This is a genomic window from Sorangium sp. So ce321 (assembly GCF_051530195.1).
Classification (GTDB): Bacteria; Myxococcota_A; Polyangia; order Polyangiales; family Polyangiaceae; genus Sorangium.
Genome location: NZ_CP150329.1, coordinates 3,430,608 through 3,445,000, shown reverse-complemented (window position 1 = coordinate 3,445,000; position 14,393 = coordinate 3,430,608). Strand labels below are relative to the sequence as shown.

The following is a 14,393-nucleotide window of genomic DNA, read 5'->3' as shown; positions in this document are numbered from 1 at the left end:
CGTTCCGCAGCAAGCAGTGTATACCCCCGCCGCGAAAGTGTCAACGCCCTCGTTCGAGAGGGCCGACGGCGGAGGAGGAACCGAGCGACCTGAAGAAGAGGAGGCTTGTTCTGTTCACCGCCCCCTCCAGGTTCTCCGCACCGCAGCGCGGTAGCACCGCAGCGCGCCAGCTCCAGCGGCTGTCCCTAGTTAATGCTTGACACCGGCGTGTCAACCATGGTGCCCCAGCCCACCCGCCGAGCATGCTCGGCTCGGTGAGGAAGCGGATCGACGTGCGGCGTCCCCGAGCCAGACGCCGGGCGGCCACAGCCGACTCAAAACTTGGCCCCCAGCGCGACACGGACCGTCGCGAGCTTGCCCTGCTCCAGACCGAACCCGAGCGGCTCGTCCAGCGCCACGAGCAGCCCGGCCCGGAAGTACACGCCCGACGTGGGCGGCTCCACCCCGACGAAGGGCTCGGCCGCGAGCTGCAGCTTGTCGGTCTCCGTGAGCGGGAACGCGGCCTGGAGCCGCGCGCCGACCCCAAACCCGCCCAGGCTGCGCACTTCCGCCTCGTTGCCCTGCTCGATGAAGAGCTCCGTTTCGCCGCCGTCCGTGGGGATGGCGAATACCGCGACGAGATCGCTCCGCACATGGAACGCCTCGATCAGGCGCAGCTCGATGCCGCCGCGGGCCCGCAGGGGGACGTGCTCGAGGAGCGCCCGCTGCGAGTCGAAGTACCCGCGCACGGCCAGCGCCGCCGCGGCGGCCGCCTTCGTGTCGTCGGACGGATCCTGCGTGATGGGGATGGAGGCCGCGAGGCCGCCGATGAGCATCATCATGGGGAGGACGCTCGCGGAGTAGTGGAGCCCTATCGAGGGGTTGCCGAAGAAGAACCCCTCGAGCTCCGGCGCGACGGTCGCCGCGTCGCCCTCCGCCGGGCCCGAAGCGCTCGCGTGGCTGCTCCCGTAGGCAAAAGGCAGCTCGGCGTCGAGGTGGAGCCCCGCGACGAGCTTGATCTGGGCGACCACCGCGAAGGACGCCGCGAAGGAGCTCCCCTCCGCGCCGCCGCTCGTCAGGTCGCCGCTCACGATTTCTCGTGGGAGATTCGCCTCGATGGTGCGGGTGAGCACGTCCGCCTCCAGGCCGAGACGGAAGCCCTGGGACTTCGCCCACTCGTCTCCCTTGACGGTCTCCGCAGCGAGCGCCGGCGCGGCGAACGAGAGCAGGAGACAGAGGGCGGCGAGGGACGATGCAGGCTGGCGCATGCGGACAGGGTATCGCGTAAGAGCCTGTGGCAACAGTACTCGAGCTGCAACGCCCCGCCGCCTACCACCTCGGGACCAGAGGCGCGGAAGACACTCCTTGGTCGCGAAGCAATCCGCGGTCTCGGTGGGGATCGTCGCGCGCGCCTGGTCACGTGCCGAGCGCGGCGAGCCAGCGCAGGGCGCGCAGCCCAGGCATGAAGCAGTATTCGCCGCCGCGCGTGACCACGAACCGGGAGAGACCCTGGACGCGGCGGCGGACCGGCCAGCGCGGGATGGTGAAGCCGCCGCCCCCCTCGCCGGTGCTGGCGATGGGATCTCGGTCGGCGCCGGCTCCGATGAACTCGCTGTCGTTTATCCAGACCGACTGCACGAACTCGAACTGCCGGCGCAGGTGCGCGCCGATGAACAGGAACACCTGGCCCCGGTCGGCGCCGTCGTCCTCCAGGGCCCCCTCCGGCAGCGGCGGGCCGTAGGTCGTGCGGCGCCGGAGCACGCGGTGGATCCGCACCGTGTCTCCGCCCCCCAGCGCGTCGCGCGGGTTCGCGCGCCGGATGTGCGAGCCCGGAGGGGTCTTGTACCCCTTCGGATCGTCACGATGGAGGAAGGCGTTGTTGCGCGTCGGGTCGGCGCCCAGACCGGGATCGTCCTTTGCCGGGCAGAGCGCCAGCGGCGCGCCGCTCCGCCGGCGCCCCATCATCTTGGCGGCGAGCCACTCCTCCTCCTCGGGGGTCACCGAGCTCGCCTTCAGGAACTGGCGGAGCGCCGCGACGCGCTGGTGCACCTTGCGCAGGACCGCGTAGGTGCCGTTCCTGCCCAGCACCTCGGGCGTGGGCATGGCCGGGAGGCCGCCCAGCTCGTCGGGATAGCCGAGGAGGAACTCACCCGCCTTCAAGGGGGGCTCGTCGGGGTTCGTGCCCGGGATGCCGCTCCCCTCGATCGCGGGTTGGCTGATACCATCCATGAACCCGAAGGGCTCCTGCCCGCTGGGCAGCACGTGGCAGTCCTCGCGCCAGATCGCCGCGAGCCCCGGCAGCGCGCCGATCGCCTTGAGCGCGCGCTCGATCCGCGCCGCGAGGCGCTCGGCGTCCGGCGCGATGGCGGCGAACACCACGTGGACGTCCGGCGTGCCGAGGGGCGCCTCCCAGAGTGCCCAGGCGCGTGGGTCATCCGTCTTGTTCTCGTCGAGCACCACGGCGCCGTGCTCGAGATCGAGATCGGACGGCTCTAGCCTTCCAGCCTCGTCTGCCCGCATTCCCTCGCGAATCAGGAAGCCATAGTAAATCCGATAGGACAGTGGAATATCCACCGCCGCGATAAGGCTCCAACGTGAAGTTTCAGTCCGTAGCTCCACATGACATCCTACTCACCCAGGCTTCCCCTGGCGCCCCCACCCAAGTCGAGACAAGAGGACCGCCTGCTCTTGCGCTTCTCGTCCGTGAGCTGCAGATCATCCAGAGGACGCCCCATGCATGGGGTTGTATGCCATGAGATGCCTCCCGAACCAGCCGTTCGGCCACGACGGATAGCCGAACAGAAATGATATCTACCCTGGAGAAGCATTCTAGTACAAAACAGCCGCCGGACACGAAAGTGAGATGACATGAACCGGACACGGAATTGCGCAGATATTCGACCGCTTGCAGAAGCGTTACCGAGAGCGGACGAAGAGATAGAGACAGGGAGATTTGGTACGGCGCTCCCCAGATCACGTGGGTTCACGCTCATCGCCAAGGTCATCCCAGGGCGGGAGGATGTGGTCCGCGCACACGGGAAAACCGTCGAAAGTCTGATAAAGGAGCAACCCCAGGCGTTCGCTCCGCTCGCGCTCCATTATCTTCGCTGGGCCCTTTACAAAGAAGGTGACACCACGTGGTTCATTTATATCGGCTTCTTCGACACGGACTTCGACAAGTATATAGAGGACGCGGTGCTGCTGTTCAAACAGGCAGGCATCAACACGATATTCGAGCAACTCGAAGGTTTTCCGGCAGACTGGAAGGAAAATCCTGCCTCCTTCGCCAAGTTCGCTCGTGAGCACGCAGCCCAGCCATTCATGGAATACGCGGAGTATCCGGACGCCACCGGAGTGGAGGTGGTCAAGGCGCTCAAAGTCAAGTGCGCCCTCTCCGCGGTGCTCGACCAAATGCAGTGAGCTGATCCTCTGGTTGCGAGACAGGGAGCAGAATTCCCGCTCCTGTCGCGATTCACCAGCGCAGATCCAGTTCTGGTGAATTCAAAGGGAAGAAACATGGAGAAGATCGATGCCCGAGTCAGTCAGCGACCTGCTCGAACTGGATGACATACAGAGCGGGGTCTTGCGCCCACGGCCTTCGCCGTACGTGGCGACGTACCTCTTGCTCCGCATCGACGACCGCAAGGCAGGGCGGGAGTTGATGAGGCGGCTCAGCAATGTGGTGGCCTCGGCCGCCCACCGCGAGAGTCCGGCAGCCGACACCTGGGTGAGCGTCTCGCTCACCTTCCAGGGTCTCAAGGCGCTCGGCGTGCCGCAGGAGTCGCTCGATAGCTTCGCGTGGGAGTTCCAGCAGGGGATGGCCGCGCGTGCGCGTCAACTTGGAGACACCGGCGATAGCAGCCCTGAGCACTGGGAAGCACCGCTCGGAGCTCCGGATGTCCACGTCGTGATCACTGCTCTGTCGCCGGACGCGCGCGGCCTCGAGTCGGCGCTTGAGCGCGCTCGAGATGCCATCCAGGCGTTGCCAGGAGTTGCGTTGATCTGGCGCCAGGATTGCTATGCGCTGCCCGGTCCGAGGGAACATTTCGGGTTTCGGGACGGAATGAGCCATCCCGCGATCGAGGGCAGCGGCATTCCGGGAACCAACCCGGCGCAGCGTCCCTACAAGGCAGGTGAATTCGTCCTGGGGTACCCGGACGAGCTGGGCGGCACCCTGACGCCCCAGCCCGAGGCGCTGGGCCGCAACGGTACCTACGTGGCTTTTCGTAAGCTGTACCAACGCGTGGCGCTGTTCCGCCGATACGTGAAGGAGAACTCTTTCAGCCCGGAGGACGAGGAGCTTCTAGCGGCAAAGATGATGGGGCGCTGGCGGAGCGGTGCGCCCTTGGCGCTCAGCCCATCCAGCGACAATCCCGGGCTGGGAGACGATCCGCTACGCAACAACGCATTCCTCTATGGAGACGACCCGACAGGCTTCAAGACGCCTCTCCAATCACACATTCGCCGGGTGAACCCACGAGACTCGACTGTGGCGGGTATAGTCAGCCTGCACCGGATGATCCGGCGTGGAACCGTCTATGGTCCTCCGCTCGCGGAGGGTGTTCTGGAGGACGATGGTGTCGATCGGGGGCTCATTTTTGCCTTCGTTGGAGCGCACCTGGGGCGGCAGTTCGAATTCGTGCAAACGGAGTGGGTCAACAGCGGCGTTTTCATCGGGGCGGGCAACGCCAAGGACCCCATCGCCGGATCGAATGAGGGGGACGGCGACTTTACGACTCCACGACGGCCGGTCCCGCGGCGCCTCCACGGATTGCCGCGGTTCGTCGTGACAAGGGGCGGTGAGTACGCGTTCATGCCAGGGCTGCGAGCCCTGCGCTGGCTCGCTGATCTCCAGACATGAGCTGCGCTTTCACCCGAAGATGGTACCAGACGGGGCGGCCCCGCGCTTGCGCCGAGAACTGAGGACTGTGCTTCCAGAGGCACCACGTCGACAGCCTGAACTCGTTTAGGACGGCATCGTCGATGTGCGTCGCCGTACCAATGATGCTGGCGTGCGTTTTGCGGATGTTTGCGGATGGATGAGCCCACGAGGTGGCAAGGCCACGTTCGCCGTCGGAACGTGCACGAGGAGGCAGACGATGTCAGCCCACGCTACCAAGCCAATGGGGCTTTTTTTCGGGTTGATCTTCTTGGCGATCGGGATCGCGCCGGGCGTACGCGCTTCGACCCTCCAAACCACGTCCGGAGACATCGCCGTCTCCAATCTGGACAGCTCGCTCCGCGCGGCCTGGAGCGACTATCTCCGATTCGCCCGAAAAAACGGCGCGCCGGATCGCATCGTCCGACTCGAGCAGTTGAGGGCACAGTTCCTGGGCGACATAGAGTCACCGGATCGCCTCGAGCACCTTGCCGCAGAGCTCCGTCGTCATGAGCCCGAAGCCGGCGAGACCTACCTGTTGTCGGCGAGGATCGCGGCGTACTTGCATCGATTCGAGGAGGCCGAAGCCGATCTCCACCAAGCCGGGCGCCGCGGCGTCCTGGCGGCCATGACCGAGCCGGTGCGCCTCTCGATCCAGCAAGCGACCGGCAAGCGTTTGGCGGAGATATTGGCTGTACGTCGCAGAAGGGCGCAGACCATCTCCGGCATCGACGAGCTCCTCCCCCTTGCGGCCTTGCTCGCCGACCTCGGCGAGTACGAGGAGGCGGACCGCGTGTATGCACGGGCGCTCGCCCAGCACCGGGATGTTTCGCCGTTTACGCCGGCGTGGGTCTGCTTCCAGCGCGGGGTGCTCTGGGGCGAGCGCATGCCCTCGCCGCAGCCCGAGAGAGCTCGGCGTTATTACGAAATGGCGCTGGCGTACTTGCCAACTTACGTTCCGGCGCGCGTCCACCTCGCCGAGCTCTACGCCAGGCGCGGCGGTCTCGCCAAGGCGGAGGCCCTCCTCACCCCCGGGGCACGCCGCGGCGACCCGGAGTCCAGGTGGCGCCTTTCCCAGGTCCTGAAGGAGCAGGGCCGCGCCCAGGAAGCGCAGGAACAGTTGCTGGGGGCCAGGGCCTCCTACGATCGGCTCCTCGCGCGGCACGAGCTCGCCTTCGCCGATCACGCCGCCGAATTCTACCTCGGTGATGGCAATGACGTGCTCAAGGCGCTGTCGCTGGCTCGCCGCAACCTGGCCAACCGGCCGACGCTCCGCGCGTTCGAGTTGGCCCACGAGGCCGCCGTCCGCGTCGGTGAACGACGACTCGCCGCCAATCTGCTCGCCGAGGCCCGGGCGCGCCTGGGGAACACGAAGGCCTTTCAGGTGTCTCCTCTCTCGCGTGCAAGAATCGGGCACCCGACCGCGGCGCCGAGTGAAAGCATGACTCGTCCGAGGAGAGCTCCATGACACGGTTGGACGACGCCGCGTTTTCGGCGGAGAAGAACCCCCATGTGCCATAGGCCCACATCGAGTGAAGCGGTCGCCCGCCGCCGGCGGAATACGGTCATGCCGCTCCTCCGTCTCCTGGTCGGGAGCCTTGTTCTCGGGCCCCTCGGCGGTCTTCCGGCCGTCGCGTCGGATCACATCGACGGGCCGCGATCCATCGGCGATCCGGCGGCGGACCTGAATGATCTGTACGCCTTTCAGAGCCCGGAGCGAACCGACCGCACGGTGCTCATCGCCGACGTGTTCCCGTTCGCGGGCGACTCCGCGTTCTTTTCCGACGCCGTGAACTACATCATCGCGATGCGCCGCGCCCAGGTCGCCGGATTGGGGAACGAAGCCCGCTTTCAGGCCGCCAAGGAGGAGCTGCGGTTCACCTGCAAGTTCGAACCGCTCGAAGCCTCAACGAGCGGCGGCAAACCGCGCCAAAGGGGGGCGTGCACGTTGCCTGGCGGCAGGACCTTGCCGCTGGTCGTCGGCGACGAGCGAGGCGCTTCCACGCCCGATAGCGTCTTCCGTATCTTCGCCGGGCTGAGGTCGGACCCCTTCTTTTCCGGTTGGGGGCCGCCGCCCCGCAACGCGATACCGAAGGCCATCCCCAACGCCCTCCAGGACAACAACGTGCTGAGCATCGTCATCGAGCTCGACACGACCAAGGTGCTCGATCCGCGCAAGGGATCGCTGTTCGGGGTCATCGCAGAGACAACGCCCGGCGCCGCAAGGGGGGGGTTCACGGGGGACATCCCGCGGATCGACCGGGTCGGACGGCCCGAGGTGACCAACCTCCACATGTTCGTCGATGGCGAGATCGACCTGCGGGACCTGTGGAATCAGGAGGATCCGTTCGCGGTCGACCCGAAGCGCCTGCCGCTATACAGAGATCGCCTGCTCCTCTCACTCGATCTCTGGGACAGGCGAGACGGCAAGGTCGATTGGACAGAGGCCGGGCGCAGGGCCCTCGCGAACGTGCTCCTGGACGATTTCCTCCTGATTGATGTGACCAAGCCGACCACCGACGACAGCCACCGAGAGATCGAGCACAGCACGCTCGATGGCAAGAAGTACGCCACGGGCGGGGGCAGGACCCTCGACGCCCATATCATGAACATCTTCATCTCGTACGAGGTCAACCGTGGCAGAGGGCCTATGCTCCACGGCGGGGCCAAGGGCGCCACGCAGCCGGGGGGGAAGGCGTTCCCCTACGTGCAGCCCCCCAACGTGACGCCGATCGAGATCACCCGCGCAGTCAACCTCGCCGCCGGCAGCAAGGAAGTCTGGAAGGTGATCGGGCGTTTCGACGGGCTGATGGACTGGCACCCGATGGTCGTGCGGTTGGAGACGGTCGGGAGAGGGGTCGGCCAGTTGCGGAGGAGCTTCATGACGGACAGATCTGAAGTCGTCGAACGGCTAGAGGAGCTCGACGACGCCCGGCGGCTCATGCGGTACACGATGGTGAGCGGGTTGCCATCCGCGGATTACACGGGGGTCATACAGGTCAGGGACAAGGGCGCGGGTTGCACGGTCGAGTGGCGGGTGAGCTACCGGCTCAAGGGCGCGGCTGCTCCGGTCATAGATGCAACGGTCGATACCATTATCTCCAAGGGCCTCGAAGGCTTGAGGACGCGTTTCGGCGTGCTCCAATAAAGCGATTTATCGTCTCCCGAGATGAGCGAACCAATCGGCCGGAGCGACGGGCCGCCCACAAGCTGCGCACCATGAACTGAACTGAGATGTTGGACGCCCAGCCACGCAACAACCTGCGCATCTGTTGGGGGCAGCGCTCTTTCAGGCGATTCGGAGCACGGCGGGAGGGGGCACGCGGCCAGACGAGCTCCTCCCGTTGTCTATTCTGTGGCGGGCGCCGCGCCGATGCTCCGCTCCTGCCGCTGACCTGCTCCGTTGGTTCCGCGGGCGGGTGAGGAGTCGTGTAACACGGCTCAGCTCACCACCACAGCGCGGCCATCTGCGGTGTAAATCACCGCCTCTGCCGCAGCGAGCGCGGCCGCCGACGGCGCTGGCTCTATCGACGGGCGACGAGCCGCCACCTTCTTCGTCGAGCTCGTCGAGCGCACGAAGGGCCAGAAGAGCTGCTCGGCCCAGGGCTCGACCGGTGCGTCGTCGGGCAGCCCGAAGCCCTCCTGCCGCGCGTGGGGGATCATGAGCGTGCCATGGATCACATCGAAGCAGATGAGGGCGACGCCATAGTTCTTCATGGCATTGCCGTGGCGGCCGACGCCGTGGTGGACATGGTGGGTGTCGGGCAGCGAGATGACGCGCTCGATCCCCCACATGAAAGGACGCGTGAAGCGATTGCGCTGGAGCGGCAGATCCCAGCGGAGATCGCAGTGCTCCATCAACACCATCAGAGTCCTAAAGGCCAATCCAGCCGCGTAGGCACCAGGCTGGCCGAGCCAGATGACGGCCGGGCCCAACCACGCGCCCGGCACCAGCACATGCCACAGCCAGTTTTGCCGGTAACCGACGCCGATATTCATGTTGCGCGGGACGTGGTGCGGTTTGTGGATACGCCACAGCCACGGCCATTCATGGCTCTTGCGGTGGAACCAGTATACCGCGTACTCGTCGACGAGCACGTAGATCGGGAAGGCGAGCCAGAAGCTCACGCCCGCGAGCGCCCCCTCGGAGCGCGGCCAGAGCGCCTTGAACGCCCAGATCAACGCGGCGAAGGACGCGCCGCGTACCAGCAGGAAGTTACCGAGACTCACGAGGCTCGCGCCGAGCTCCCGCATGGTGAGCACGCCGGGGCGCCGGTACAGGCCGAACGCGATCTCCAAGGCGGCGAAGACCGCGATGAGAGCGATGGCGATCAGAGCACTTCCGAGCATGATGCCTCTCCTTCCGCGCGTCGTGTCCGGGCTCGAGCGCCCGCCGAGGTGGCGAGGGCGATCGAGCCACGGTCCAGGAACTTGTCGCAATGCAAGTGGTCCGGCGGGATCGTGCCGCGCAGCACGTCGAGCGCGCCGTCGATCATCCCGGGCGGACCGCACAGGTAGGCCGCGCGATCGGCGTGGGCCACGGCGACCTCACGGAGGTAGTCGGTGACGTGCCCCTTCCGCCCTGTCCAGCTCGAGCCCGCGGGCTCTCGCGAGAGCACGGGCACGAAGGTGAACCGCCCTCGCCATCGCTCCTCGATCGAGGCGATGGCGTCGAGCGCGTAGAGGTCCTGCCGGGTGCGCGCGCCGACGACCAGCGTCACGTCGCGCGCAAGCCCGTCCGAGATCCCTTGCTCGAGGATCGCGCTGATCGGCGAAAGGCCAGTGCCTCCTGCCACACACAGGAGCGGCCGCTCGGCCTCGTGGTAACGGAAGCCGCCGTGTGGCCCCGAGAAGCCGAGGCGCGAGCCCGTGCGATCGGCGGCGAAGAGCCAGTCGGTGAAGGCGCCGCCCGGGACGTGGCGGATGTGAAAGAGCGCCCTTCGCGGCGAGGCCCGAGCCGGCGCCTCGGCGAACGAGTAGCAGCGCGGCTCACCGAGGCCCGGGACGCCGGGCAACGTGAGCTGCGCATACTGCCCGGCCACATAGCGGATCTCCGCGGCGAGGCCGACCTCGACCGCGAGGATGTCGGGCGCGAGCGGCCTCACGCCCGTGATGCTCGCGTCAGTCTGCACCGGCTGCACCGGCGCCGGACCCGCCGAGCGCTCGCGGCCGATGCCCGGGACCTCGACCGCCACGTCCTCCGACTCGGCCAGGCTCTGGCAGGCGAGGACGAAGCCGGCAGAGAGCTCCTCGGGCGTGACGTGGCGAGAGATATCCTTCTTGAGGCGGACATGCCCCCTGGTGAGTCGGCACTTGCAAGTACCGCACTCGCCCACGTTACAGATCCGGGGGAACGGGATATTCGCGCGCGCGGCTGCGCTGAGCAGCGTCTCTCCGGGCTCGATGGTCGCCGCGCGCTCGCTGCCCAGGACATGAAGCGTTCCGCCTCGGCCGCGCTTTCGGCGGACAGATGAAAATCCGAACATGATGTGTTCTCTCTCTGTGGATGGCCACCCAGGTCCGCGGCGCCTGGCCGCGAGCTCGGGTCGCTCTTCGCTGGGCCGCCCCTTCCTCGTGCAGCCCTGAGCGCGCGGATTTCATGGGCGGCGACCCACGAAAAGCCCAATCAAGAAACGGTATGAGTCAGATGGCCAGCGCGAATATTCCGCTGAATCCGGGGTCGCGCGCCTCCTCCTGAACCAGCCCGCCCGCCGAGGACAGGTCAGACGCGGCTGCAGAGATCGATGAGCGATCGCCGGAGCCACTGATGGGCCGGGTCGGCCTCCTGACATACGTGCCACATCATGAACAGCGGGATCGGGCGGATGGGCAGGGGACAGCTCACCACCCGGACGGGGAAGTGCTGCTCGAACAGCCGTGCCAGGGGGAGCGGCAGCGTGCAGACGAGGTTCGACTGCGAGACGATGAACGGCATCGATAGATAATGGGGGACCTGCACCTGCACGCGCCGCGATCGCCCCACGACGGCCTGGGTATGCTCTGCCAGGTCGGTCTGGCCCTCGCGCGGCTCGAGGATGACGTGCTCGAGCGCCATGTACGCGTCGACGGTCAAAGAGGGCCCCACGGTCGGATGATCCTGGCGCACCAGCGGGACGAGCTCGATGTCGAGCACGCGCTCTCGCCGGAACCCCTCGCCCGGGATGACGACGTGATCCAGGACGAGCTCGACCTTGCCGAGCCGCATTTCATTCTGCAGCAAGGCCCCAGGCTCGCGGCGGATCTCGATCCGGACGCGAGCGCCGAGCTGCTCGAGCCACCGCAGAAACCGGGGCAAGAGGACGGCCTCTCCGAGGTCGCCGAGCCCCAGCTTGAAGGTGTGGCTCGCCGTGTAGTCGAAGGCGTCAGGCTGAGCGAGCGAGGCCTGGATCAGGTCGAGCGCCCTCCGGATCGGGCCGGCGAGCGAGAGAGCGCGCGGCGTCGGAGCCATCTCCTTGCCGCAACGCACGAAGAGATCGTCGTCGAGCAGGAGCCGCAGCCGGGCCAGCGCGCTGCTCACGGCTGGCTGGGTCATGCCGAGGCGCTCGGCTGCGCGCGTCACGTTGCGCTCGAGGATCATGACGTCGAGCACGGTCAGCAGGTTCAGGTCCACGGCGCGCAGGCGAGGAAGCGGCGGTGCGCTCATGCGGAGAAGGTAGCGCAGCCCCGCCACGCGCCGCGGTCGGCCCGCGGGGGCGAGCTCCTCCGCGCGCGCCGCCTCGAGGTCGACGGCGCGGCCCAGGGCGCTGGCCAGCGAGCCAGCCACGACGGCCGGAGTCGAAGGGTCGGTCGCCGCGATCTCTCCGGCCTCTGGGCCGGCCGGCGGGGCCGCGCCCCGGAGCCCCCCCGCGCTCCGGAGCGCCCGCCGCTGCGGTCGCCGCCCCTACTTCTTCGCCTTCTCGTCGAGGAAGCCGGTCACCCACGCGAACGGAGCGTTCCAGTTGATCGTGATCTCGTTCACGCTCCAGGCCTCGATGTGGTCAACGAAGCACCGCTGCGCGACGCACCCCTTGAGGCCGGCGCTCTGGACGTGGGGATCCTGGAGCGAGGAGTTCGGGCCGCCGGACACGGCGCCGGGCGGCGCGCTCGGATACTTGCTGTTCGCCTGGTGGGCCCAGAAGCGGTGGTGCGGGTTCTGGAGCGGCCTGTCGCCGTAGCCGGTCACGTACGACTGCCCGAGCGGGTTGCGCCCGAGGAGGTAGTCCATGCCGAGCACCACGCCGTCGAGGTACTTCTGCTGCTTCGTGAAGTCGTGGGCGAGCGCCACCACGACCATGTTGTTCAGCACGAAGGAGTTCGAGCCCCACTCGTACTTGCCCGCGGGCGTCCGCTGGACGAGCGTCCGGTAGCCCTCCTTCTCGGCGATGGCGAGGTACTGGTCGGCGGCCTTCACGATGCGGGCCCTGAGCTGCTGCTGCCACGCCGCGTCGACGTTGCCGGGCACGATCGCCAGCGAGATCTGGCCGAGCGCGTCCGTGACCTTCCAGCTCATCGACGAGGCCACCCCGTCGACCTCCGCCGGGAACCGCGCGTTGAGCGGCGAGGCCTGGAGGTACTGCTTGTACTCCGGCTTCCCCGTCGTCACGAAGAGCTCCGCCGCGGCCCAGTAGAAGTCGTCCTTGACGTCCGTGTCGTCGTAGGGCCCGCCGCCCTTGTCGCCGCCGGGGGGCGCAACCAGGGCCGGGTTCTGCTTGGCCGCCGCCCAGGCGCGCTCGGCGGACTTCAGGCACCTCGCCGAGAACGCCGCGTCCACCGTCTTCCAGACGCGCGCGCACTGCGCGGCCGCGGCGGCGACGTTGAGCGTCGCCGCCGTGCTCGGCTTGTGGAGCGAGCGCGTCATCTTGTCCTCGTGCGGCGCGGTGCCGAGCCCGGTCCACGCGTCGTCGTGCATCTTGTGGTGGACCATGCCGGCGAGCGGCTTGCCTTCCGGCACCTGCATCCCCAGCAGGAACTCGAGCTCCCAGCGCGCCTCGTCGAGGATGTCGGGCACGCCGTTCTTGCCCTCGGGGATATTGAGCTTGCCGTCCGCGAAGTCGGCGCTCGAGGCGCCGAGGTGCTTCGTGCGCTCGTACCAGTCGAGCAGCGTCCACACCGAGATGCCGCCGTTGACGACGTACTTGCCGTGGTCGCCGGCGTCGTACCAGCCGCGGGACGCGTCGAGCGCATAGTCGCAGCCGCTGCCCTGCAGGCAGCGCGTGCTCTTGTCCTGGGGGTGACCGGCCGGGCGCGCCAGCTCGGGCTTGCCCGCATACGGCATCTTGATCTCGATGCCGCTCCGGTTGTGGTAGAAATACGCGAGCGCGTCGTACTTGAGCTTGCTGTAGATGCCGGCGCCGATGTCGAAGGGGAAGCTCTTCTCGTCTCCCACCTTGAGCACGTAGCCCTCACCCGCCGCGTTGAAGGCGGTGAAGTCGATCAGGTGGACGTTGTCGCCGGACGCGCCGTCCTTGCCGAAGACCTTTGTCTGGCCGCGCGAGACCGACTTGCCGGAGCCGTCGAGCAGCTCCCAGGCGAGCGGCGCGGTCGCCGCGTTGCTCACGGTGGCGATCTTGACCGCGCCCGGCAGATACCCGACCTGATTCACGGCGATCTTCGGCGCCGCCGCCGCCGTCTCGGCCGCGGCGCCCCGGAACTCCGGATCATCCAGGCGGATGTCGTCGATGCAGACCTCGAACGGCTCCTTGGCCGACGCCATCTCGCCGCCGATGTGGAAGGCGAGCTCCGCCGTGGGATCGTCGGCCTTCGCCATCGAGAACTTGCCCGTGTAGGTCTTGGGCGAGGTCCCGAGCACCACGGTGTCCGACCAGTATTCCTCGTACGGCGGGCCCGACATGCCGACCTTCGGGCGCGCCTTCGTGGGCGAGGAAGCCCAGGCCTTGTACTGGACCGTGTAGCTGTGGCCCTTCTGGATCACCATCTCCCGGTGGCGGAACTGGGCGTCCCAGTTGTTCGCCCCCTTGTTCGTCACCGTCACGCAATAGGCGCCGTTCTTCACCTCGGCGCCGCCAGCGCCCGGCGCCGTGAACGAGGTGGTCCAGGGAAGGCTCTTGTTGTCGTCGAAGTCGGAGGCCTTGAGGAGGTTGGTCCGCGCGGGGTCGGCGCCCGGGCTCGCGCCCTCGCCGGGGGTGGGGGCGGCCTCGGCCCCGGGGCCCTGCGACGTCGCGCATCCAGCGCTCAGCGCCAGCGCGCCGAGCACGAGCGCGGAGGCCCGGCCCGTTCGGCTGAGGATCGACTGCTTGAGAAGGGGGTCGTTCATGAGTCCTCGGTTCACGACTGGGGGCAATCGACGCATGAAAGCGCGACTTCCGTCCAGGTTGTCAAGCGCAATCCTCGCCGGCGCGCGAAATCCGCGTCTGTCGCGGCGCCGCGGGCGGCGCCAGGCCGCCTGCGGCGCGCGGAGGCGCCGGCAGACGCAATGGCCTGCGTTCGCTGGCCGCGCGGGCGAGGGCGCGCCGCGGCCCCGAGGCCACGGGCGCCGGGCGCGCGAGGTCCCGGCGCGGCCCTGAGACGATTCGCCTCACTTGCCTTCGGCGCGCCG

General features: G+C 67.7%; 10 protein-coding genes. 4 read left to right on the top strand and 6 right to left on the bottom strand.

Going from position 1 to position 14,393, the window contains the following annotated elements; all coding sequences use genetic code 11:
- Positions 1-314: 314 nt before the first annotated feature.
- Both WME89_RS13395 and WME89_RS13390 read right to left on the bottom strand, forming a co-directional pair.
- Positions 315-1,247, bottom strand: coding sequence for a hypothetical protein (locus tag WME89_RS13395; RefSeq protein ID WP_438009568.1), 933 nt, complete (start codon positions 1,245-1,247; stop codon positions 315-317).
- Positions 1,248-1,395: 148 nt separating this feature from the next.
- A complete protein-coding gene (locus WME89_RS13390; RefSeq protein ID WP_438009567.1) occupies positions 1,396-2,553 on the bottom strand; it encodes a Dyp-type peroxidase in 1,158 nt (385 codons plus the stop codon).
- Between the two features lie 294 nt (positions 2,554-2,847).
- Here WME89_RS13390 and WME89_RS13385 point away from each other — a divergent pair, with 294 nt between their 5' ends.
- The 4 genes from WME89_RS13385 (at position 2,848) to WME89_RS13370 (ending at position 8,006) form a co-directional block, all read left to right on the top strand.
- A complete protein-coding gene (locus WME89_RS13385) occupies positions 2,848-3,399 on the top strand; it encodes a hypothetical protein (protein ID WP_438009566.1) in 552 nt (183 codons plus the stop codon).
- Between the two features lie 109 nt (positions 3,400-3,508).
- The gene (locus tag WME89_RS13380; protein WP_438009565.1) at positions 3,509-4,840 is read left to right on the top strand and encodes a Dyp-type peroxidase; all 1,332 of its coding nucleotides are present in this window, start codon (positions 3,509-3,511) and stop codon (positions 4,838-4,840) included.
- Between the two features lie 238 nt (positions 4,841-5,078).
- Positions 5,079-6,326 (top strand): tetratricopeptide repeat protein, encoded by a 1,248-nt coding sequence (locus tag WME89_RS13375; protein ID WP_438009564.1) that lies wholly within the window; start codon positions 5,079-5,081, stop codon positions 6,324-6,326.
- Between the two features lie 99 nt (positions 6,327-6,425).
- The gene (locus WME89_RS13370) at positions 6,426-8,006 is read left to right on the top strand and encodes a DUF4331 family protein (RefSeq protein ID WP_438009563.1); all 1,581 of its coding nucleotides are present in this window, start codon (positions 6,426-6,428) and stop codon (positions 8,004-8,006) included.
- Positions 8,007-8,299: 293 nt separating this feature from the next.
- On the opposite strand, the gene WME89_RS13365 is transcribed toward WME89_RS13370, so the two are convergent.
- From WME89_RS13365 to WME89_RS13350, 4 genes are all read right to left on the bottom strand, one after another.
- Positions 8,300-9,208, bottom strand: a complete 909-nt coding sequence (locus tag WME89_RS13365; RefSeq protein ID WP_438009562.1) for a sterol desaturase family protein — start codon at positions 9,206-9,208, stop codon at positions 8,300-8,302.
- Entirely contained in the window at positions 9,190-10,344 is a 1,155-nt protein-coding gene (locus WME89_RS13360; protein WP_438009561.1) for a 2Fe-2S iron-sulfur cluster-binding protein, read from the bottom strand. Before WME89_RS13360 ends, WME89_RS13365 begins: the two co-directional genes overlap by 19 nt.
- Before the next feature lie 236 nt (positions 10,345-10,580).
- Complete coding sequence (locus WME89_RS13355) at positions 10,581-11,621, bottom strand: LysR family transcriptional regulator (protein ID WP_438009560.1); 1,041 nt, start codon at positions 11,619-11,621, stop codon at positions 10,581-10,583.
- A gap of 117 nt (positions 11,622-11,738) precedes the next feature.
- Positions 11,739-14,111, bottom strand: a complete 2,373-nt coding sequence (locus tag WME89_RS13350; protein WP_438009559.1) for a glycoside hydrolase family 9 protein — start codon at positions 14,109-14,111, stop codon at positions 11,739-11,741.
- Between the last annotated feature and the right edge of the window lie 282 nt (positions 14,112-14,393).

Coding starts and splice junctions, on each gene's coding strand:
- WME89_RS13365 (WP_438009562.1), bottom strand. CDS start 9,208: ATGCTCGGAAGTGCTCTGATCGCCATCGCTCTCATCGCGGTCTTCGCC.
- WME89_RS13350 (WP_438009559.1), bottom strand. CDS start 14,111: ATGAACGACCCCCTTCTCAAGCAGTCGATCCTCAGCCGAACGGGCCGG.
- WME89_RS13380 (WP_438009565.1), top strand. CDS start 3,509: ATGCCCGAGTCAGTCAGCGACCTGCTCGAACTGGATGACATACAGAGC.
- WME89_RS13385 (WP_438009566.1), top strand. CDS start 2,848: ATGAACCGGACACGGAATTGCGCAGATATTCGACCGCTTGCAGAAGCG.
- WME89_RS13395 (WP_438009568.1), bottom strand. CDS start 1,247: ATGCGCCAGCCTGCATCGTCCCTCGCCGCCCTCTGTCTCCTGCTCTCG.
- WME89_RS13360 (WP_438009561.1), bottom strand. CDS start 10,344: ATGTTCGGATTTTCATCTGTCCGCCGAAAGCGCGGCCGAGGCGGAACG.
- WME89_RS13370 (WP_438009563.1), top strand. CDS start 6,426: ATGCCGCTCCTCCGTCTCCTGGTCGGGAGCCTTGTTCTCGGGCCCCTC.
- WME89_RS13375 (WP_438009564.1), top strand. CDS start 5,079: ATGTCAGCCCACGCTACCAAGCCAATGGGGCTTTTTTTCGGGTTGATC.